Source organism: Massilia aquatica (assembly GCF_011682045.1).
Taxonomy (GTDB): domain Bacteria; phylum Pseudomonadota; class Gammaproteobacteria; order Burkholderiales; family Burkholderiaceae_D; genus Telluria_A; species Telluria_A aquatica.
This window is the reverse complement of record NZ_VVIW01000014.1, coordinates 90,023-111,313: the sequence shown is the minus strand read 5'-3', so window position 1 is coordinate 111,313 and position 21,291 is coordinate 90,023. Positions and strand designations below refer to the sequence as shown.

The 21,291-nt window shown below is 66.0% G+C and carries 19 protein-coding genes and 1 tRNA gene; 10 read left to right on the top strand and 10 right to left on the bottom strand.

Annotation, left to right across the window (positions count from 1 at the left end; all coding sequences use genetic code 11):
* From F1609_RS21580 to F1609_RS21555, 6 genes are all read right to left on the bottom strand, one after another.
* A complete protein-coding gene (locus tag F1609_RS21580; protein WP_167078719.1) occupies nt 1-2,373 on the bottom strand; it encodes a hypothetical protein in 2,373 nt (790 codons plus the stop codon).
* A gap of 23 nt (nt 2,374-2,396) precedes the next feature.
* A tRNA-Ser gene (locus F1609_RS21575) sits at nt 2,397-2,471 on the bottom strand.
* Between the two features lie 116 nt (nt 2,472-2,587).
* Nucleotides 2,588-2,995: a hypothetical protein gene (locus F1609_RS21570; protein ID WP_167078718.1), complete on the bottom strand. Its 408-nt coding sequence runs from the start codon at nt 2,993-2,995 to the stop codon at nt 2,588-2,590.
* Nucleotides 2,996-2,997: 2 nt separating this feature from the next.
* Complete coding sequence (locus tag F1609_RS21565) at nt 2,998-3,432, bottom strand: hypothetical protein (protein WP_167078717.1); 435 nt, start codon at nt 3,430-3,432, stop codon at nt 2,998-3,000.
* A gap of 76 nt (nt 3,433-3,508) precedes the next feature.
* A complete protein-coding gene (gene fusA / locus F1609_RS21560) occupies nt 3,509-5,551 on the bottom strand; it encodes an elongation factor G (RefSeq protein WP_167078716.1) in 2,043 nt (680 codons plus the stop codon).
* 232 nt (nt 5,552-5,783) lie between these two features.
* Nucleotides 5,784-6,002: a hypothetical protein gene (locus F1609_RS21555; protein ID WP_167078715.1), complete on the bottom strand. Its 219-nt coding sequence runs from the start codon at nt 6,000-6,002 to the stop codon at nt 5,784-5,786.
* 108 nt (nt 6,003-6,110) lie between these two features.
* On the opposite strand from F1609_RS21555, the gene F1609_RS21550 reads away from it, so the two are divergent.
* The 3 genes from F1609_RS21550 (at nt 6,111) to F1609_RS21540 (ending at nt 8,283) form a co-directional block, all read left to right on the top strand.
* The gene (locus tag F1609_RS21550) at nt 6,111-7,295 is read left to right on the top strand and encodes a tetratricopeptide repeat protein (protein ID WP_167078714.1); all 1,185 of its coding nucleotides are present in this window, start codon (nt 6,111-6,113) and stop codon (nt 7,293-7,295) included.
* Between the two features lie 199 nt (nt 7,296-7,494).
* On the top strand, nt 7,495-7,863 hold the full coding sequence (locus F1609_RS21545) for a MerC domain-containing protein (protein ID WP_167078713.1): 369 nt from the start codon (nt 7,495-7,497) through the stop codon (nt 7,861-7,863).
* A 93-nt stretch (nt 7,864-7,956) separates the two neighbouring features.
* Nucleotides 7,957-8,283 carry a ribosomal maturation YjgA family protein gene (locus tag F1609_RS21540; RefSeq protein ID WP_229421989.1) on the top strand — a complete coding sequence of 109 codons (327 nt, stop codon included), beginning with the start codon at nt 7,957-7,959 and terminating at the stop codon, nt 8,281-8,283.
* Here F1609_RS21540 and F1609_RS21535 read toward each other — a convergent pair.
* Nucleotides 8,280-9,392 (bottom strand): DNA topoisomerase IB, encoded by a 1,113-nt coding sequence (locus F1609_RS21535; RefSeq protein WP_167078711.1) that lies wholly within the window; start codon nt 9,390-9,392, stop codon nt 8,280-8,282. The two genes, F1609_RS21540 and F1609_RS21535, sit on opposite strands and share 4 nt — an antisense overlap.
* Before the next feature lie 172 nt (nt 9,393-9,564).
* Here F1609_RS21535 and F1609_RS21530 point away from each other — a divergent pair, with 172 nt between their 5' ends.
* The 4 genes from F1609_RS21530 to F1609_RS21515 all read left to right on the top strand — a co-directional run bounded on the left by F1609_RS21530 (nt 9,565) and on the right by F1609_RS21515 (nt 14,514).
* Nucleotides 9,565-10,356 (top strand): alpha/beta fold hydrolase, encoded by a 792-nt coding sequence (locus tag F1609_RS21530; RefSeq protein ID WP_167078710.1) that lies wholly within the window; start codon nt 9,565-9,567, stop codon nt 10,354-10,356.
* 231 nt (nt 10,357-10,587) lie between these two features.
* Nucleotides 10,588-13,308 (top strand): sensor domain-containing diguanylate cyclase, encoded by a 2,721-nt coding sequence (locus F1609_RS21525; RefSeq protein ID WP_167078709.1) that lies wholly within the window; start codon nt 10,588-10,590, stop codon nt 13,306-13,308.
* Between the two features lie 107 nt (nt 13,309-13,415).
* A complete protein-coding gene (locus F1609_RS21520) occupies nt 13,416-14,006 on the top strand; it encodes an acyl carrier protein phosphodiesterase (protein WP_167078708.1) in 591 nt (196 codons plus the stop codon).
* Complete coding sequence (locus F1609_RS21515; protein ID WP_167078707.1) at nt 13,993-14,514, top strand: hypothetical protein; 522 nt, start codon at nt 13,993-13,995, stop codon at nt 14,512-14,514. Before F1609_RS21520 ends, F1609_RS21515 begins: the two co-directional genes overlap by 14 nt.
* Before the next feature lie 39 nt (nt 14,515-14,553).
* On the opposite strand, the gene F1609_RS21510 is transcribed toward F1609_RS21515, so the two are convergent.
* On the bottom strand, nt 14,554-15,741 hold the full coding sequence (locus tag F1609_RS21510; RefSeq protein WP_167078706.1) for an MFS transporter: 1,188 nt from the start codon (nt 15,739-15,741) through the stop codon (nt 14,554-14,556).
* Nucleotides 15,742-15,857: 116 nt separating this feature from the next.
* Here F1609_RS21510 and F1609_RS21505 point away from each other — a divergent pair, with 116 nt between their 5' ends.
* Nucleotides 15,858-16,262 carry a GFA family protein gene (locus tag F1609_RS21505; protein WP_167078705.1) on the top strand — a complete coding sequence of 135 codons (405 nt, stop codon included), beginning with the start codon at nt 15,858-15,860 and terminating at the stop codon, nt 16,260-16,262.
* Here the strand turns inward: F1609_RS21505 and F1609_RS21500 are convergent.
* Nucleotides 16,250-16,987 (bottom strand): DUF481 domain-containing protein, encoded by a 738-nt coding sequence (locus F1609_RS21500; RefSeq protein ID WP_167078704.1) that lies wholly within the window; start codon nt 16,985-16,987, stop codon nt 16,250-16,252. The two genes, F1609_RS21505 and F1609_RS21500, sit on opposite strands and share 13 nt — an antisense overlap.
* 101 nt (nt 16,988-17,088) lie before the next feature.
* Nucleotides 17,089-17,556, bottom strand: a complete 468-nt coding sequence (locus F1609_RS21495; RefSeq protein WP_167078703.1) for a hypothetical protein — start codon at nt 17,554-17,556, stop codon at nt 17,089-17,091.
* A gap of 229 nt (nt 17,557-17,785) precedes the next feature.
* Between F1609_RS21495 and F1609_RS21490 the strand changes: the two genes are divergently transcribed.
* Both F1609_RS21490 and F1609_RS21485 read left to right on the top strand, forming a co-directional pair.
* Complete coding sequence (locus F1609_RS21490) at nt 17,786-20,035, top strand: ATP-binding protein (protein WP_167078702.1); 2,250 nt, start codon at nt 17,786-17,788, stop codon at nt 20,033-20,035.
* A 57-nt stretch (nt 20,036-20,092) separates the two neighbouring features.
* Nucleotides 20,093-21,289 (top strand): hypothetical protein, encoded by a 1,197-nt coding sequence (locus F1609_RS21485; RefSeq protein WP_167078701.1) that lies wholly within the window; start codon nt 20,093-20,095, stop codon nt 21,287-21,289.
* Nucleotides 21,290-21,291: the final 2 nt, after the last annotated feature.

Genomic DNA, 21,291 nt, shown 5'->3' with positions numbered 1-21,291 from the left:
TTACGCCACTGCCATCCAGTGCTGCTCGCTGGTGTACGCCAGTAGCCTGCGTGCGCCGCTGGCTCGGCTGGCGGCATCGTCCAGCGCATGGCCGGCGGCGGCCAGTTCCAGTCCAGCCAGCGCAGGGGCAAGGCGTTGCCGCAACCGTGGCGACTCCTGCGCCAGGTGCCCACGGGTCCAGGCGATGAAGCGGTCGTGCGACGACATGTCGGCCATCGACAGGAAAAATACCATCTGGCGCCACGCGTAGGCCGCGTTCCTGATGGCGCGCAGGTCGCCCGGCCATGCGTTGAGCGCGTTCTGCTGGTTGCGGCAAATCCATTCGAAGCACTGCTGCGCCATGCGCTCGTAGTGGGGCTGCAATTGGCCGTCCAGATCGAGCCTGGCAACCAGGGCAGCCAGATTGTGCGTGGTGAGGATCTGCTGCTGTTCGATAATCATGGCGTTGTTGATGACGGTACCGAGGCCGCAGCGCACACCCGCGCGGGTTTCGCACAGGCCGGCCAGACCGCTTTCGATCTCCGGGGTTCGGATCTTTGCCTCGCCTTGTTGCGCCAGTTGGCGCAACTGGTCACGCACATGTTCGCCAATGCCGTAGTAGCGGCTGTACAGACTGCCGTCGAGCATGGCGGTGGCGTGCGCCGCGACCTTGGTGAACTTGTGCGCGAACATGCCCATGAAAATGTCGGCCGCCAGTTCCTCCACCAGCGGCAGGTCCAGTCCCGCGTTGCCGGCCAGGGTGTTCAGTTCTTGAATCAGCGGGTTGGGAATGGCCGTCTGCGGGAACGAGGTCAGTGTCAGCAAGGTCAATTCGTCGAGCGTGCTGCGCGCCACCGTACGTGGGGCCAGGCCTTGCTCGCGCTGCGCGTTGATGGCGGCAACCCACGGCAATTCGCCCAGGCGCACCTGGCTTTGCAGGTTTTGCAGCAGCAGCGAACGGCGCCGCCGGAATGCCTGGTACAGGGCGCCGTAAAGCTGCTTGAGCGATGCTTCCGTAATCGCCGCAGCGTTGATGGCTGCGCTTAGCTGCGGCAGCACCGCCGCCAGGACTTCGGCTGACGCAATAACGCCGCGCTCGACCAGCACGGTCACGGTCTCGATGCTGCACCGATCAAGCTTGGCCAGCAAGACTGCGGGGATCTGCGCGCCGGAGGCTTCGCCCAGGCTGTCCGCCTCGGCGGCGCTGACCGCTACGCCGAGCGGCGCCGTGTCTTCCAGGCCGCCGTTCTGCGGGAAGGCGCGCAAGCGTTCAGCCAGCACACCGGCCAGCAAGTGATACGGCATGGCCGCAACCTGCCTGGCCTGTTCGCTGCGTAGCGCAGCCAGCCGCGTCGATCCGGGCAAGCCACGCTTGCTGACGTAGCGGCCCAGGATCAGGCGAATCCGGCCGACATCGCGCCCGTTCAGCGCGGCCGGTTCCGTAACGCACAGGTGCAGGTAGCCGAACAGTTCCTTCATGCTGTCGTCATTGCGCGCGGTGGCGGCGTGTGGCTGCCATTCGTGCAGCAGCGCCTCTCCGCGTTCGCGCCATCGGGCAGGGTAACGGCGGCACGGCCAGCCGCCGGCAATGCGGAATTTTCCGGTTGCCGGGTCGCGCCATGCGCCGTCGGCGCCGATATTGATGGACGGTGGCGCGCCGTCTACGCTGTCGAGGAACAGTTGTACGACGCGGTCGTACAGCGGCAGGCGCACGCGCACGGCCTCGCGCTGCGCCAGGATGCGCAGGTTGACCTTGCGCTGGCGTTCTTGCATGGCGTCCACCACCGCGCGCACGGGCGTGAGGAACACACGTTCGCCGAAGCGGCGCGGCTGCGCGGCGGGCAGCGGGTAGAAGCGCAGGTGCGCGAACCATGGAACGATCGCATCGAGCAGTTCGCGCGCATGCTCAGGCTTGCGGTGCCGGGTAAGCCAGGCGACGACAAGCAAGGCGCCTTCTTCCGGCGCGTTGATCTCATAGCAGCCCGAATCGAGCAGCGTGTACAGGCTGGCCAGTCCGTCGTCTGTCAGCAGGCGCGCGTTGAGCCAGCGGCGCGCGTCGGGCGCGGGCGCCATGCCGGCTGCGGCGAGCGTGGCCAGTTCATGGTCTTGCAGGGGGCCGCCGGCCTTCAAGTCGCCGGTCGCAAAACCGCCCTTGGCGACCTCGGGCGTGACCCAGGCCGGGGCGCCATCGAGCGGCGTACGCGAGCCGACCGCGATCGCCCCCGTGAACATGCCCACCATGATCTGTTCCCATTGCTGGACCTTGAGCGCGGCGCGTGCGCGTGTTTGCGGGTCGGGATGGTCGCTCGCGGTGCGCAAGGCGGCAGACAGTTGCAAGGTCGCATAGCCGGGCGCAATGCGGATCCGGCTGCAGCCGGTATCGTCGTTATCCACGTGTATCCAATGAAATGAGATGTTGGGTCCAGAAGCTGGAATCGAACCAGCACCTACTTAGTCTCAAGCCAAGTGCTCTGCCATTGAGCTATTCCGGAATTGTTCTTTGCATGGACGCGGCGCCCAGCAGCATTGATGAAGATCAATGCTCAGGCGATTACCTTAGCAGTATTGGTAACATTGCTCAATCTATTTTTGGCGGGGCGGGTGACGCTTACTCGGGCGCTTGCGGCCGATACAGTCCGGCGGACCGTAGTGCATCGCGCATGGCCAACACGGTGGCCACCTGGTAGCAGGTGACTTTGGAGTCGGTCTGATGATACTCACCGCCGACCACGCGAATGCGGCAGCCGCTCAGGTAGTCGCCGTCGAACGCCTCTTCCGCCAGCACGTGCTTGATGCTGCTGATGACGGCGTCGAGGAAGCGGACGGGAATTTGTGCTTCCGTCACTTCCCAGCTCAGCGTGCATGCCGCGTAGTCCGATTCGGCAGGTTCGAGAATCAGTTCGATCACGCCGCAGCGGCCAGGCGGTCCGTTCTGGCGCACGTACTCCCCCATGGCGGTGCACGTCGCGTGCAGCTCCACGCCACGTCCACCGCTTGTTACCAATGCAATTTCCATCATTAACTCCTTGAATCGTATGTCAGCGGGGGTGTGCCGCACGCGCCGCACGGGTACAGTCCTGCGGCACTCAGGGCCTCGCGCATGGCGAGGGCGCTTGCCATCCGGTAGGAATTCTCATCTGAATCGACGTGGTTATATGCGCCGTCGACCACGCGAATCCGGCAGCCGCTCAGATAGTCGCCATCGAAGGCCTGCTCTGCAAGGACGCGGGTGATGGCGTCGATAACCGCATCGAGAAAGATGACTGGAATTTTGTCTTCCGCCACTTCCCAACTGAGCGAGCAACCATGCTGGGATGGCGCCGGTTCAAGTACCAGCGTAATGACGCCATACCTGCCGGGGCTGCCGGACTGGCGAATGAAGACGCCGCGCCCGCTGACGCCGGTGTGCAGCCCGACGCCACGTCCGCCGCTGGCTACCAAGGCTATGTCCATTTTCATCTCCGGGCATGAAACACCTGAAAAAAAGGCCGGAAATCGCTTTCCGGCCCCGACCTACCTGACTACAGCGTTACGCCGCCATCGCCTCGGTGCGCTGCTGCATGCACGGCGCGTGCCTTGCATACACCGCGCTGGCGAACGCGCGCCCTTGCGAGAGCGAGCGCAAACTGGTGGTGTGGCCGAACAGTCTGGCCAGCGGCACGTCGGCCACGACTTCCACGCGGCCAGTCTGCTCTTCGATGCCGAGCACCTTGCCGCCACGGCGCTGCAGGTCGCCGATGACGTCGCCCGCATTCACGGCCGGCGCGTCGACGCTCACCGTCATGACGGGTTCCAGCATCAGCGGATGCGCTCGCTTGAGCCCGGCCAGCGTACCTTCCTTGGCCGCGACCATGAACGCCATGTCGTTGCTGTCGACCGTGTGGTAGTCGCCATCGAGCAGGGTCACCTTGACGCCCGTGACCGGGTAGCCCAGAGGACCTTGCGCCAGCGCATGCCGCACGCCTTTTTCAATGGCCGGAATGAAATTCGCAGGCACCACGCCGCCCTTGATCGCATTCTCGAACGCAAACACGCCCTCGAACGGCTCCACCCGCAACACGACTCTTGCATACTGCCCGCTGCCGCCGTTTTGCTTCGACACTTTGCCTTCCAGTTCCACCGCCGGTCCGGCAATGGTTTCGCGGTAGGCAACCTGGGGCGCACCGACCGTCACTTCCACGCCGGTTTCACGGCGCACACGTTCCAGCACCACTTCCAGATGCAGCTCGCCCATGCCCCACAGCACCGTTTCGCCGCTGAGCGGATCGCTTTCCAGGCGCAGGGACGGATCCTCGCGCCGGAAGCGATCCAACGCGGCCAGCATCTTGCCACGCTCGCCACCTTTGCCTGGCTCGATCGCCAGCGCCACCACCGGTTCGCCGGCGTGGATGGTTTCGAGCACCAGCGGCACCGCCCTGGTCGAGAGGGTATGCCCGGTGAGCGCCTCTTTCAGGCCGGCGATGGCAATGATGCTGCCCGCCCGGGCCTCGGCCACGCCGGTGCGGCGGTCCGCATGGATCACATACAGGCGACCGACGCGCACGCTGGCGCCGAGCGACGCATTCCACACCAGGTCGCCTTCGCGCAGGGTGCCGCCGTACAGCCGCACATACGACAGCGAGCCGTGCTCGTCATGCACCACCTTGAACACCAGCGCCGCCAGCGGGTCGGCGTCGCCGGTGCCGACCGTCACCTTGGCGTCGTCCAGGCGCGCCATGGGAGGGGCGCGCTCGTCCGGCGAAGGCAGCCAGTCGACGACAGCGTCGAGCAGCGGCTCGATGCCGGCGTTGCGGTAGGCCGAACCGGCCAGCACCGGCACCGCGCGGCGCGCCAGGGTCATGGCGCGCAGCCCGGCACGCACATCCGCCGGCGACAGCGTGTCGTCGGCCAAGAAGGCGAGCGTGAGCGCGTCGCTGGCATCGGCCGCCACCGCGGCGGCGTGGGCGTAGGCGGCCCCCGCCTGTGCTTGCAGCTGCGCGGGCAGGGCGGCCGCGCTCATCAGCCCGGCCGGATTCCACGCCAGGAAACGCTGGCCGAGCACGTCGATGACGCCCTCGAAGGCGTCGCCGGCGCCGACCGGAATGGTCAAAGGCACGGCCAGGGCGTTCAGGCGCGAGGCGATCTGACCCACCACGCGGGTAAAATCGGCGCCGGCGCGGTCCATCTTGTTGACGAACACGATGGTCGGCACGCCGTGCTTTTGCGCCTGGCGCCAGACGGTTTCGGTCTGGGGCTGGATGCCGGCCACGCCGCACAGCACCGTCACGGCGCCATCGAGCACGCGCAGCGAACGTTCGACTTCGATGGCGAAGTCGATGTGGCCGGGGGTGTCGATCAGGGTGAAGGCGTGCTCGTTCCACGAGACGCGGGTGGCGGCCGCGCCAATGGTGATGCCGCGTTCTTTTTCCAGGTCCATGCTGTCCATGGTGGCGGTGCCCTCATGGACTTCGCCGGAGCGGTGGATTTCGCCGGTTTTCAGGAGGATGCGTTCGGACAGGGTGGTTTTGCCAGCGTCGATGTGGGCAATGATACCGAAGTTGCGCGAGTTGGCGCGAAGGACTGTCGCAGTCATGATGGTGCTTTCTAAACATAGCGGGCGGTCGTTAATTGTCTTTGAGACAAGCGCCGCGGGAGCCATGCGACCACCCTTGTTCAGTGATCCCGCGCGCGTTCTTCGTCGGCAAACTTCATGATATATATGCTCCTAAGCAACTATTAAGTGGGAAAAGCGGAATTGCAAAAACAAAAAAGGCCCGGAGTGGGCCTTTGTGATGGGTGCTCGTTACGAGCGAATCAAGGGCGCACTATCGCGGCCCGGGACGTTGTGGCAACGTGCCGGGAAGGGCGAAGGTAAAAAAGAGGATGTCCATTGAGTTCATGGCCGCAAGCTTAGGGCGGTGTTTGAGAAATGTCAAGCGTTTATTTTGTTGCTGGTTTAACACGAACATCAGGTTGGGGGCCGGCTTCTGGCGCACCGCCGCATGTATTTTGCGTAAAACATTGAATTTAGCCAACATTTTCATGGGCACTGATGTAAAAATACCGCCTTGTTGCACAATCACTATGTCGACTGGCGCGCAGCGGGCGCGCGGGTTTCCGATTACACAGAACAAAAGAGCAGGAATTTGACTATGAACACCCTTACCAGCCGCTGCGCGAGCGGCCTGATCGCCCTGGTACTGCTTTCCGCCTGCGCCACGCAGGAAACCGGCACTGCCGACGCGGCGGCGGGCGCCAGCGGCGCCGCACCCGGCAGCCTGGTCGCCAACGGCAAACTGACCACGGAAGGCGAGGCGCGCCGCGAGCGCGCGTTCAAGGCTTATCAGGCGGGGAACAAGGCGCTGGCGTACTCCGAGTGGCTGGGGCTTGCCGAGCAAGGCTATAGCGAGTCGCAATTTAACATCAGTGTGATGGACAGCGATGGCGACACCGGCACGCCGAACGTGGCCAGAGCGCTGGTGTGGCTGCACAAGGCAGCCGACGGCAACTATCCCGAAGCCCAGTTCCAGCTGGCGCAGCGCTACAACAAGGGCGATGGCGTGGCCAAGGATGTCCCCAAGGCCTTGCTGTACTGGCGCAAATGCGCGGCGCTGGGCGAAAAACGCTGCGCGTTCAACGCCGGCGTGGCGCTGGCGGGCGGCCTGGGCGTGGCGCAGGATGAAGCGGCGGCGCGGATTTTGTTTGCCGAGGCAGGCAGCGGTGCGGGCGCGCTCGTGTCCGCGCAGTCCGAACTGGGCAAGATGTACCTGCAAGACAACAAGGAACGCGACTTCGTCAAGGCGCGCCAGTGGCTCGAGCAGGCCGCTGCCGGTAACGATGCCCAGGCCCAGTACAACCTGGCCCTGATCTACAGCAACGGGTATGGCGTCAAGGCCGACAAACGCAAGGCGCTGGGGCTGTACCAGCGCGCCGCCCGGCAAGGCGAGCCGATGGCCCTGAACAACCTCGGCGCCGCGTATCGCTTCGGCGAAGGCGTTCCGAAAGACCAGAAAAAGGCGCATGACATGTTCAAGCAGGCGCATGACGCGGGCAACATGCAGGCCACGGTCAACCTGGCCGACATGACCTTCAAAGGCTGGGGCGTGCGTGCCAACAAGACCGGGGCGGCGGAGCTGTACAAGGCTGCGGCCGATGCCGGTCATCCGGCGGGACGCTGCCGCTATGCGCAGGCGCTGCGCCACGGCGACGGCGTGACGCGTAATCCGGCCCAGGCCAACCGCCTGCAGGAAGCGGCGAACAACGCAAACGCCCCGTGCGACAGCGACGCGCCGCTGGGCGAGTACCTGCTCAACCGGCGGGTCAAGGGCCGCAATTGAGCTGACGGCCCGGCCCGGCCGGCGCCACGCCGATACACCCGGTGTCAGGTCTGACACCGTGGTGGTATATGCAATCCGGTTGCATTTGAGTCCGGCTTGGGCTATCATCCTGTTTTGCAACACAGTTGCACCAAGCGGCAGCGCAAGGCTGGTCAGGTCGATGATAAAACGCGTAATTGGAGTGGCGGACTACGCCGGAATGACGGCAGCCGCATTGTGCCTGCTGCACTGCCTCGGTCCGCCGCTGTTGCTGGCCGCTTTTCCCCTGGTTAACTGGTTCCCGCATGACGATGGCCTGCACGCGTGGCTGCTGATCCTCGTTGCGCTGCCGGCGCTGGTGGCGCTGGTAGCCGGCTTTCGCCAGCACCGGCGCTCGCTGGTCCTGGCCCTGGGCGCCTGCGGATTCGCCTGTTGCTGCGCGGCGGTGCTGGTAGCCGGTCCGCTCTACGGCCATGGCGCCGAGGCCGTCCTGACCAGCATCGGCGGCTTGTTCATCTTTGCCGCCCATCTGAAAAACCGTTCGTTCTGCGCCGGCTGCACGCTGTCCAAACAGCCAGGCTGCTGCTGACCGACCGAACAATCTGACAGGAAGAGGAAGCCTCGAATGGTGCGTGACAGACCCTGGATCGCCGCGGGATGTGTGATCGTGATTGCGTGCGGCATGGCGACGCGTACATATCCGTCGGTGTTGTCGCATTACTTCGGCAACTATCCGGGCGATGCGCTGTGGGCCTTGCTGGTGTTTTTGCTGTGGGCGTTCTGCCTGCCGCGCGCCAAAACCGGCACCCTGCTCATGCTGGCGCTGGGCACCGCTTTCGCGGTCGAGTTCTTGCAGCTGTATCAGGCGCCGTGGATCAGGCAGCTGCGCGCCACCAGGGCGGGCTACCTGGTCCTGGGCAGCGGCTTCGACTGGCGCGACCTGGTCGCCTACACGGTGGGCGTGGGCATCGGCGGCTTGCTGGACCGGGTGCGCGGCATGCTGCGTTAGCGCGTCGCCTTGGCCTTGGCCGGCGGCTCCTGCAAACGCTGCTGCAAGAACGCCACCACGGCCGCTTCTTCCGGCTGCAACTCGTGCAACTCTTCCACCAGCTCGCGCCGGGTGCTCTCGCGCATCGCCTCTAACACGGTGCCATCCAGATACGCTTCCAGAATGGCCGGATGCACATAGCACTTGCGGCAGATCGACGGCGTGTTGCCCAGCTTTTCGGCCACCGATTCGATGGCGCGCACGATATTCTTCTTGGCCTGCGCCTCGGAGTCGAATTTTTCGAATTCCTGCAACGCGAGCGCGGCCAGCACCGTGCCCGACCAGGTGCGGAAATCCTTGGCGGTGTAGTCCTCGCCGGTGATCTCGCGCAGGTAATCGTTCACGTCGGATGAATCGACCGTGTGCGCATTGCCGTCGTCATCTTCGTAATGAAACAGTTCCTGCCCCGGCAGGTCGCGGATGCGGCTGATGATGCGCGCCAGGCGCTTGTCTTCCACCTTGACGTTATGGAACACGCCACTCTTGCCCCGGAAGCGGAACTCGACCGCCTTGCCGTCGATGCGCACATGGCGGTCGCGCAAGGTGGTCAGGCCGAAGGATTTGTTGGTGCGCGCATATTCCTCGTTACCGATCCGCATCATGGTCGCTTCCAGCAGATACACGATGGTGGCGAGCACCTTTTCGCGCGGCAGGCCGGTCCGCTTGAGGTCGGCGTCAACCGTGCGCCGGATGGCGGGCAGGGCCTTGCCGAAACTGATCATGCGTTCGTATTTGACTTCGTCGCGCAGGTTGCGCCACTTGGCATGGTAGCGGTATTGCTTGCGGTTCTTGGCGTCGCGCCCGGTCGCCTGCAGGTGGCCGTTGGCCGATTTGCAGATCCACACATCGGTCCAGGCCGGCGGAATGGCGAGCGAACGGATGCGCGCCAAGGTGTCTTCGTCCGTCACCGGCTCGCCGGCGGCATCGAGATAGACAACGCTCTTGCCGCGCGCCGTGCGCGTGAGGCCGGGCGCGCTGTCGCTGACATAGCGCAAGCCGGCGGATTTGGCGGCGGCGAGCACATCGCCGGATGGCGCCGGACTCGCGGCGCTGGGTTCGTCTCTTTTCATGGTTGACTCGGTTGTGGTTGGAACATGCAAAAGCGCTGTGGCAGCATGCCAAATACTACACGCCGCTGCCTTGGACAAGCGCTTCGCTTGGCAGCCGTGCGCGGCCCGCCGTCGCGGCGCCGTTCTCCCCGCTGTGCTACATTGCTTCCCCCTCTTTTTGTGAAGTGTGCGCATGCGCGTAGGCGACCTTGACCTGAACGTCCGCCCGGTGGGCAGCGGTGCGCCCTTCCTGTGGGCGCACGGCATGCTCTCGTCCATGGCGGCGGAAGACGCGCACGATCTGCTGCGCTGGCGCGAGTTTCCCGCCTCGTCCAAGCTGGTGCGCTACGACGCGCGCGGCCACGGCGCCAGCCCGGCAAGCGCGCCGGCCACCTGGCGCGATCACGGGCACGACATGCTGGCGCTGGCCGACGCCATGGGCGAGCAGCACTTCATCGCCGGCGGCTGGTCGATGGGCGCCGCCGGCGCGCTGTACGCGGCGCTGCAACAACCGGCGCGCGTCGCCGGCCTGGTGCTGGTCCTGCCGCCAAGTCTGTGGGAGGCGCGCGTGGCCCAGGCCGCCCTGTACCGGCGCGCCATTGCCCTGGCGCACTCGGCGGGCGCGGCGCGCTTCGCCAGGCTGGTCGCGCGCCAGGCAGCCGGGCTGCCGCCGTGGCTGCTCGACGCCGCGCCGCACCTGGCCGCAGGCGGCGCGAGCGGCCAGGACCCGGACGCCATGCTGGCGCTGTTTCAGGGGGCGGCTAACTCCGACCTGCCGCCGCGCGCAGCCTTGGCAGCCTTGTCGGCCATCCCGGCCCTGATCGTCGGGTGGGCCGGCGACGCATCCCACCCGTTGGCCTCGGCCCAGGAACTGCACCGGCTGCTTCCCAGGTCAAGCTTGTTCATTGCGCACGATTATCATGACGTGCTGCGCATTCCCGCCCACCTGCGCCGGTTCGTCGAGACCGTATCCGCCACGCGCTGATCGCTCGAGATTGCGATAAGGCAATCTCCATTGCGGAAACTGTTGTTGTTGTGTCCCATGGTGATATTTTCGATGGGAAATAATGTACACTCCAGAGCATCAGTATTCCGGCGCCACACCTTTGCGCCGGCAGTGCCCCGGGGCGCGCGCACGCGTGGCGGCTACCCGGTTCCCCGGCCCAGCCCCGCCGATTCGTCGTCCCTGCCAACCCGTCCGACAATCGCCAAGCCCATGTTGAAACGTCGCCGCTGGATTTCTGGTCCCGTCTCGCTGAAAGCGCGTTTTTCGCTGGCGGTGGGCATGCTGATCGTCCTGACCGCGACCGTGCTGACCGTCGCCGCGGTACTGATCGTGCAGCGCGGCATCGAAACAGTGGTCGGCGAGCGCGAAGCATCGCTGATCAGCCAGGTCGCGCGCGGCCTCGACAACAAATTCATGATCCGCCAGCAAGCCCTGGTTCGCCTCGCGCGCGATCTCGAACGGCGCCCGCTGCCATCGTCCGCCTTCCAGGACAAGCTGGAGGAGCACCACAGCATGGATGGCTTTTTCAGCAACCTGTCGGTGCTCGACGCCCAGGGCGAGCACGTGGCCAACATGGACTTTCCGGACACGCGCGGCCAGGTCAACTTTTCCACGCGCGACTATTTTCTCGATACCATCCGCAGCGACGGCCCCATCATTTCGCGGCCGCTGCGCAGCCAGATCAGCGGCCGGCCGGTGGTGATCATGACCGCGCCCATCCACGGCAGGGATGGCCAGATCAGCCACATCCTGCTCGGCACCATCGACCTGGCCAAGGACAGCTTCATCAAGGAATTGTCGATCGGGCAGGTCGGCAACACCGGTTACTTCTATATCCTCAGCCGCGAAGGCGAGTTCGTCGCGCACCCCGACGAGCGGCGCATCCTGCAACACATCGGCGAGAGCGGCCAGCGCGCGCCCTCGGTCGACCAGGCCATGGCCGGCTTCGAAGGCACCCTGCGCACGACGGCCGAGAACGGCGCCGATGCGCTGGTCTCGTACAAGCGCCTGGCCAGCACCGGCTGGCTGCTGTGCGCCGTGTATCCGACCGCCGAAGCGTTCGCCTTTGCCAACAAGATGCGCTGGAATGCGGCCATCATCGCCGCCTTGCTGCTGCTGGTGATCGGGCCGGTGGCCTGGTTGCTGATCGATCGCCAGTTGCGCCCGCTCAAGCGCCTGGGCCAGCAAATGGCGGCCGGGCGCGGCGCGGTGGCGCCGGGCGCGCCCTACGCCGACGATGAAATCGGCGAACTGCGGCGTGCCTTCGATACCCTGATGACCGAGCGCGACCAGGCCGAGCGCGCCGTCGCCGACAGCGAACGCAACCTGCGCATGGTGGCAGACAACGTGCCGGCCCTGGTCGGCTATGTCGACAAGCACGAATGCTTCGTCTTCGGCAACGAGCGCTACAGCGCCTTTTTCGGCATCTCCGCCGCCCAGCTTCCCGGCAAGCATGTGCGCGACGTGCTCGGCGCGGCGGTCTACAATGTCAGCAAGCCCTACCTGGACGCGGCCCTGAGCGGACGCGCGGTGCGCTTCGAGCGCCAGGTGCAGCGCCACGGCGTGACCCAGTGGGACCGGGTCGCCTACAATCCCGACACCGACGCGCACGGCGTGGTGCAGGGCTACTTCGTGCTGGTCGACGACATTACCGAGCTCAAAGCGACCCAGCAGGTGCTGGCGTTGAGCGAAAAGCGCATCCGCACCATCGCCGACAACATGCCGGCGCTGATCGGCTATGTCGACACCGAATACCGCTACGCCTTCTGCAACCGCGCCTACGGCACCATCACCGATATCGCGCCGGAGCAGATCGTCGGGCGCACTGTCAGCGAGGTGTTCGGGCCCAAGGTGTTCGCGGCGGTGGCGGCGCAGATGGCGGCGGCGCTGGCCGGGCGGCGCGTCTCGTTCGAGCGGCCCGCCGCCGAGCTCAAGGGCAACCGCTACCTGCAGACCGAGTACATCCCCGACATCGGGCTCGACGGCAAGGTGGCCGGCTTCTACACCATGGTGATGGACATCACCGAACGCAAGGCGGCCGAGCTGGCCCTGGCCGCGCAGCAGCGCCTGTTGCACACGGTGACCGACAACCTGCCGGCGCTGGTCAACTTCATGGACCGGGACGGTCGCTTCGGCTTCGTGAACCGCCATCACGAAAGCTGGTTCGGGGTGCCGCTGGCGCGCATCCACGGCAGCCTGGTGAGCAGCCTGTTTACCGAAGCGGAAGCCGAGGTCCATCAGCGCGCCTTCGACCAGGCCATGACCGGGCAGACGGTCAAGTTCGATTTCGCGCGCGTGCAGGGGGGCGACAAGCGCCACTACCACGCCACCTACATCCCGCAGGTCGATTGCGCCGGCCACGCGGTCGGCGTCACCGGCCTGGTCAACGACGTCACCGACGCCAAGCTGCTCGAAGAGCAACTGAGCACGCTGGCCCGCTTCGACGCGCTCACCGGTTTGCCGAACCGCACCCACCTGACCGAGCGCATCGCGCGCGCCCAGACCCGCAGCGCCCGCAATGGCAGCGTGATGGCGGTCATGTATCTCGACCTCGACAAGTTCAAGTCGATCAACGACAGCTTCGGCCACAGCGGCGGCGACACGGTGCTGATCGAATTCGGCCGCCGCCTCTCCGCCTGCGTGCGCCAGAGCGACACGGTGGGCCGCTTGGCCGGCGACGAATTCGTGATCCTGCTCGAAGGCTTGCAGAACGCGGCCGAATGCGCGGTGGTGGCGCGCAAGATCATCAAGGTCATGGAAAAACCGTTCGAGATCGACGGCGTGGCGCGCATCGTCAGCACCAGCATCGGCGTGGCCACCGCCGAAAACGGCCTGGCCGGGGTCGACACCCTGCTCAAGCATGCCGACGACGCCCTGTACCGCGCCAAGGATTCCGGCCGCAACCGCTATGCGATGACCTCGGTAAAGTAAATGCAGCGATTGAGCGATTATCCAGCCGGAATGATTTCTGATGTTTTCTGCAAGAAATTCGATATTCAGGCATGCTGCCAATCCGATCACCGGTTAGCAGGCTCCCCATGAATTACCTCGCCCATATTTACCTGGCCCGCTACAGCGACGAGGCCATGCTCGGCGCCTTGCTGGGCGACTTTGTCAAACCGGGCGCGGACGGCCAGTTCAGCGCCGTCACGCAAGCCGAAATCTTGATTCACCGCAAGGTCGATACCTTTACCGACAGTCACCCTGTGGTGTTGGCCGCCAAAAGCCTGTTCGATGGACCGGGGCGGCGCTATTCCGGCATTTTGCTCGACGTGTTTTACGACCATGTACTGGCGCGGCGATGGGCGCGCTATTCCGAGGTGCCGCTGGCCGAGTTTATCGCCGGCTTTTACGCCACCCTGGGGCGGCATGCGGCGGTGCTGCCGCCCAAGCTGGCCGAGCTGGCGCCTTATATGATCGAACAGGACTGGCTCGGCTCCTATCAAAGCTATGCCGGCGTGGACCGGGCGGTGCGGCGCATTTCGACCCGGCTGTCGAAAAACGGCGACGTGATGCGCGCCGCGCTGGACGACCTGGAGCGGCATGCGGCGGCGATTGCCGGCGGCTTCGACGCGTTCTTCCCCGAATTAATCACTTTTGTAGAAAGCCAGCGCCATGAAAGACAATAAACACTACGCGGCGATTTGCCGGTTTTATGGCGATAAACGCGCCGAGCGCTCGGGCGTGCCGCTGATCGCGCATATCGACGAAGGCCTGGCGCTGCTCGACGCCATCGGCGCGCCGCAACGGGCCAAGGAAGCGTTTTGCCTGCATCCGCTGCTTCAGGACGACGCTGCGTTAATGAGCGCGCTGGCGCCGGACTCGATGTTCGCCGCGTCCCGGCCCGACCCGCTGGTGGTGTTGCTGGCAATGGAATACCGGCGCGTGGCCAACGATTACCTGTCGCACCACTGCGAAGGCGAGAATGATGCGATCGCGCTGAGCTGCGTGGACGAGGTCAACCAGATGCTGATCGCCGATAAGATCCAGAACCGCAAGGATTTCGAGCGGTTTCATCGCGGCACGCATGCGCGCAGCGATGTCCTGGCGCTGTATTTCGGCAACTGGCTGCGCCGGCTCGGCGTGTCGGACGAGCGCTACGCGCAATTATGCGAGCGCGTCTCGTCCGCTGCATAGGGTGTCGCGCCGGTGTCAGACCTGACACCGGATTGCCGCTCATCGCATGCGCACGCGGCGTGAAAAATTCAGCGCCACGGCCAGCAGCCCGAGCGCGCCGCCGAGCAGCAGCGCCGCCGTTCCCACGTGCGCCAGCAGCAGTCCGGCCACGCCCACACCCATGGCCTGGCCCATGAAAAAGCACGAGGCAAAAGCCGATACCGCCGCGCCACGCCGTTCCGGCGCCATCTGGGTCGCATTGGTCTGCAAGGTGTTGTGCAGCATGTAAAAGCCGAGGCCGGCGCAAAAGCTGGCCGGCATGGCCAGCCACCACAGCGGCGCCAGGCCGACCGCGGCCAGCGAGACGGCCAGCAGCACGCCGCCCCAGCGCGACAGGCCGCCTTCGCCGAGGCGCGCCAGCAGCGCTTTCGAGCCCATGGCAAAGGCAAAGCCGCCAAATCCGAACAGCATGATCACCGCGCCGGCGAGGGCCAGCGAGATGCCGTGCCGGTGGTGCAGGTGGCTGGCGATGAAGGCAAACGGCCCGTACAGCAAGCCGCCTTCCAGGAAGGCCGTCAGCAGCACCAGCCGGGCCCAGGGCAGGGCGGCGATGTGGCGGAACTCGGCCAGCATGTGGCGCACGGCGCTGCCGGCGATCGGGCGCACGCTTTTGGCGTGCGGCGGCAGGCGCCGGTTCAGCGCCAGCAAACCGGCGCCCACCAGCAGGAAAATCGCCGCCACCAGCAGGAACGGCAGGCGCCACTGATAGGCGTCGGCCGCAAAGCCGCCCACCAGCACGCCGGCCGAGACGCCCAGGATCTGGCCGATCAAAAAGCGCGCCAGCACCGGCTGGCGGTGTTCGTAGTCGATCACGTCGCCGATCCACGCCATCGACAGCGGAATGATGGCGGCGGCGGTGGCGCCGGCCAGCAGGCGCACCGCCAGCAGCAGCGGCAGGCTGGTGGCGGCCGCGCACAGCAGGGCGGTGCCGCAACTGGCCAGCGCAGCCAGCGCGATCACCAGGTATTTACCGTAGCGGTCGCCCAGCGGGCCGAAGCCCAGTTGCGCAAATCCATAGGCAATCGAGAACACGGTGATGACCAGTGACGCGTCGCCCAGCGGCACCCCGAACTCGCTCGACAGCAAGGGCAGCAGCGGGTCGGCGGCGCGCATCGAGATACCGCTGCCGAAGGCGGCCAGCGACAGCAGCGGCACGGCGCTGGCGGGAATCGGAGAGGGTTGGGGCATCGGCCAGCAGCTTCTATTTCAAATGTGCAATTATCCACCCAATCGGACGTGCTTGCATCGCACTGCGGCGTGGCGCTAGACTGCTACGCACGAGGACCGGACCGGTGGAGGAGAAGATGAGCTTGCAGGGAGGATGCTGCTGCGGCGCGGTGCGCTACGCAACGTCGGAAAAGGTATTCCATCAAACCGTTTGCCATTGTCCGACCTGCCGCCGCGCCAGCGGGGCGCCGCGCGTGGCCTGGTTCAGCGTGGCGCGCGCCGATTTTCGCGTCACGGCCGGCACGCCGGGCCAATTCGCGTCCAGTGCGGGCGTGACGCGCAGCTTTTGCGGTGCCTGCGGCACCCAGCTGACCTACCAGCGCAGCGACAGTCCGGACCAGATCGACGTCACCACGTGCAGCCTGGACGATCCCGAACTGGTAGCGCCGCGCGACCACACCTTCAGCGTGTATCGGCTACGCTGGGACCGTGGCGACGATGGCACGCCGCACTACCCGCGCCTGCGCGATCAGAACGAATAGACCAGGGTCAGCGAGGTCTGGGTATCGGTGTTTTTCTTGTCGGCTGGCACGTTGGTATCGTTGCGGGCGCTGAAGGCGGCCTTCATCTGCATGGTGCCGTTGATCTTGGTGCTCAGGGCCGCCTCGGCGATCGAGTGGATATTCGAGGTGCCGCGCTCGACGCTGACCACTTGCGAAAACTGGGCGCTCGGGCTGACCTGCCAGCGCATGGCGGCCGCGCCGCGCACCGTAAAGCCGCTTTCCGGTTCGCCCGTGGCGCGTTCGCCGCTGAAGTAGCCCGGGCCGATTTCGACATCCACGCTGGCCGCCGGCGACTGGTACCAGCGCGTGCTGCGCCCGACCGCCATGGTGGTGTAGGTGGTGTAGGCGCCGAATTTGTCGCCCACGTGGGCCGCCAGTACGAACAGTTTTTCGTTGTCCTTGACCAGTTTGTAGGCCGCCTTGGCCGACAGCGAATAGCGTTCGGCCGAACGGGCCGAGCTGCGGTTGCCCTCGCTGTCGCTGACTTCGTCTTCCTTGAAGTGGCCGGCCACGATGTACTGATTGCTCCAGTCGTCGAGTTCCTGGCGCGCGTCGATCTTGCCGGAGACGGAGGTGCCAGCGGTGTTGCCGGAGGTACTGATGGCGCCCAGTTCGGCGGAGGTGTGCCAGCTGTCGTCGATGCGGTCGCTGGCAAGGGCAGGGGCGCAGGCCAGGGCCAGTGCGATGAGCGGTAAGAGTTTCATGAGCTTGATGCGGGTGAAAGATTGCCCGCATTGTAACCGAGCCCGCTTTTGTCCGCCCGCCAGGCCACCGTTCCGGGCCCGGCGCCACGAAAATTCTTGGGTTATTGCAAGCCGGCGAGGCGCTGCGAACGGGCTGCCTGGGCGGCGCTGTCTTGCAGCATCAGGCTGTGGCGGGCCGCCTTGAGCGTGGTCACGTCGCGCGCCAGCGTGCCGCTCGCATACTTGCGCACACCCGGCAAGTCGCGCTTGGTCCACACCGCCGCGCTGTTGTAGCGCTCGACCGTGGGCGCGCTCACCGCAACCGCTGCCTGCGGCTTCGCAGCGTCGCCGCCGAGCGCCAGCGCGTAGTCTTCCTCCGCTCCAGCGCCCGCTGTATCGTCGGCCGTGGACGGCTGCGCACTGGCGGCAACCACCGCCACCGCCTGCGTCGAGGCCGGGCAGCGCGCGTCGGTCAGCGTTACTGCGCCGTCGCTGCCGATGCATTTGACGATCTCGGCGTCGGCAAACACGGTCGATGACAACATCAGTCCGGCGAAGAACATGCTGCGGGTGAGGGCTCGGTGAATCATGGTAGTGCTCCTGTTTGCGAATGAATCCATTTTGCGCATTTCGTCGTTCCCTATCTGTTCGTTACCACACGCTGTTGTTTTTGCATTGAACTTTCACGGATGAAATTATTATTCCGGCGCGAAATGTGGCGCACGCTTGGGCTGAGCGACAATGCGCCGGATAAGGAAAGTAAAATGGTTTATATAAGCGGACTCAGCAACCACTTCCAATTACAGGCGGCAATTCGCAATGCACATTCGCGCTTACCTGTTCCTGATGGCCGCCGGCATCCTGGTGCCGGTGATCGTGTTCGCCGGGCTGGCCCTCTCCATGTTGCAGAACGCCGAGCGCGACGCGGCCCTGCGCGGCCTCAAGGAAACCACGAACAGCATCGCCCTGCTGGTCGACCGTGAGCTCTACAGCGCGGAAGCGGGCTTGCGCGTGCTGGGCGGCTCGCCCTCGCTGGCCGGGGGCGACCTGGAAGCTTTCTATGCCCAGGCGCGGCGCGCCAACCGCGGCAGCACCGGCTGGACCGTCCTGCTCGATGCGCAGGGCCAGCAACTGATCAATGCCTATCTTCCGTACGGCAGCGCGCTGCCCAAGCCGCACGCCGCCGAACTGGTGCGGCAAGTGATCGCCACCCAGAAGACGTATGTGTCGGATGTGATTCCCGGCCCGGTGGCCAAGGGGCTGGTGACCACGGTGACAGTGCCGGTGCCGCTCGACGACGGCCAGCGCTACGTGCTGACGGTGGCCTTTTCGACCGACCATTTCACGCGCCTGATCGCGAGCGTGGACGTGCCGCCGGGCTGGCTGGTGGCGATTATCGACAGCGAGGGCCGCTTTATCGCGCGCAACCTCAACCCGGGCGCCATGATCGGCAAGACCGCCCGCCCCGAGCTGGTCGCGGCGGCGGCGCGCGCGCACAGCGGGCAAATTCGCCACAACACGCTCGAAGGCATCGAAGCCTACGACGTCTTTACCCATTCCGGCCTGTCCGGCTGGACCCTGGCGGTGGCCGCGCCGGTCGAGCTGATCGAGCGCTCGGCGCGCCAGGCCTCGTTTGTGGCCGCCATGGGATTGCTGGCGGCCATGCTGTGCGCGGCGTCGCTGGCCCTGTATTTCGGGCGCCAGCACGTGCGCTCGATCGCGCGCGCGGTCAAGGCCGCCACCGACCTGGGTGCCGGCCTGTCGCCGCAGCCGGTCCGTTCGCGGGTGGTGGAAATGAACGAATTGCATACGGCTCTGCACGCGGCCGGCGAGCAGATGCTGCAGGCGCAGGCCTACCGGCGCCATGCGGAGGCAGACCGCCAGGCCTTGCTCGAAGGCGAAAAGAAGGCGCGCCAGATGGCCGAGCAGCAAAACAGCGCCAAGGACCAGTTCCTGGCCATGCTCGGCCACGAGCTGCGCAATCCGCTGGCGCCCATCAGCACCGCCGCCCAGCTGCTGCGCCTGCAACCGGGCGACGCACGCCGGGTGCGCTATGCCAGCGATGTGATTTCGCGCCAGGTCGAGCACATGAACAGCCTGCTGGGCGACATGCTCGACGTCTCGCGCGTCACGCGCGGCCTGGTCACCCTGGACCTGGACGACATCGAGCTCGACGCCGTCATCGAGCGCGCCCTGGAACAGACCCACAGCCTGGTCGAGTCGGCGCAGCACCGGGTCGAGGTCAACTTGCCGCCGGCCCCGATCCGGATGCGCGGCGACAAGACGCGGCTGGTGCAGATCTTTGCCAACCTGCTGGGCAACGCCGCCAAATACACCCCGCCGAACGGGCGCATCGGGATCGAGGCGCGCCTCGAGGGCGAGCACGTGGTGGTGGTGGTCAGCGACACCGGCGAAGGGCTGGCGCCGGACCTGGCGCCGCGCGTGTTCGACCTGTTTTCGCAGGGCGAGCGCAAGCCGGACCGGGCCCAGGGCGGGCTCGGCCTGGGGCTGGCGCTGGTGCGCAGCCTGGTCGAGCTGCACGGCGGCACGGTGACGGCGGCCAGCCCGGGGCCGGGGCAGGGCAGCAGCTTCACCGTCACTTTGCCGTGCGAGCCGAATGCGCTCGCCCCCGTGGTTCCCAGGCGCCGCCGCGGCGACGCGCGCGGCCCGGCGCTGCGCGTGATGATCGTCGACGACAATGTCGACGGCGCCATCAGCCTGTCGCTGTTCCTGGAAGCGGCCGGCGGCCACAATGTGTGCACCTATTACGATGCCGGCGCCGCGCTGGCCTGGGCCGAATCGGAAGCGCCGGACGCCTTCATCCTCGACATCGGCCTGCCCGATATCACCGGCTACGAACTGGCGCGGCGCCTGCGCGCGATGGCGCAGTTCCGCACCTGCCTGTTCATCGCCCTGACCGGCTACGGCCAGCCGCACGACCAGCAACTGGCGCGCGAGGCCGGATTCGACCATCACCTGGCCAAGCCGGCCGATCCGCAATACGTGCTGGAACTGCTGCGCCTGCCGCGCAAGGGAGGCACGCGCCGCGCCGCCGGCAAAAGGGCTTAGCATCGACGCGCCCAATTTGTTACCATGTGGCCTCATCAGCCACCGATCCGTCTCCCCATGCCCAAAAACAAGCGCCCCGTCCCCCGCAAATCCGCCGTCCCGCCGCAGGAGGATGACGATGTGCTGGCCCAGCAACTGGCCGACGCCGCGCTGGCCATTGCCAATGAAGAGGGCGACGCCGCCGCGATCGCCCTGCGCGACCTCGAATTCGGCCGCCTGATCCGCAACTCCTTGCGCAAGAAGAACGACGACGTCCTGTACGGCGCCATCGAGCGCGCGCGCTACACCGACCCGGTCGCCTATCAGTTGCTGCGCGAGCGGGTCGAAGAAGCGGCCGGCACGGTCAGTTCGCGGCGCGAAAACGGTCCGGAGATGGAAATCAACGCGTTTGCGCTGCCGGTCTTCGTGCACAGCACGGGCGGGCTGAAAGAGGCGGAAGGCTTCAACGACGGCGATGCCTTCGAACAACTGGTCGAGAGCATCAAGCAGGGCGGGCTCGAAAGCCCCCAGGCCACGGTGGTCATGATCAGCCACGCCTACGACCTGGACGAAGTCGACGCCATCACCTACAGCCACCTGAACGACATGGTGCGCGACGCGGCCGGCTCGATGACCGAGAAAAAACTGGTGGCGCGCCCGGCGCTCGAACGCAGCATGACCGGCTGGGCTGAAACCCATTTCGGCCCGGCCGACACGGCGGTCGAACTGCGCTTTTTGCTCGGCTTTGCGATGAAGCGCGCCGACGACCCGTTTTATGCCGCGCCCGACGGCGAAGCGGCGGCCGACGCCTGGTTCGAGGCGCGCATGGAGCGCTATCGGGCCTGGACCGTGGCGGCCGGGCCGCTGGTCAAGCGCTGCCTGGCGCAAGATCCGTCCTCGGTCGAGCTGCACTTCCTGTACCAGGACCTGTTCTACGGCGCCAAGGAGCAGGGCGTGGCCGAACTGGCGATGCTGCAAATGATCAGCGACGTCAATGCCGCGCTGGAAGAGGGCGGCGTGGCGGCCGCCGAGGTGCGCGCCGTGGTCGGCCCGGCCGCGGTGGAAGACGAGATGGTGATGCGCGTGAACCTGAGCGATCCTGCCGGCGTCTTGCTGGCGTCGCTCGAAAAGCCGCTGGATGTGGCCGCCGACCTGCGCGGCGAGGTGGACGATGTGTGCGATGCGCTGGCCTCGCTCGGGATCAGCTTGACCTCGGTCGCGCTGCGCTTCGGCGAAGACGGCCAGGCGATGGACGCGAAACCCTGGGAAGCGTAAGC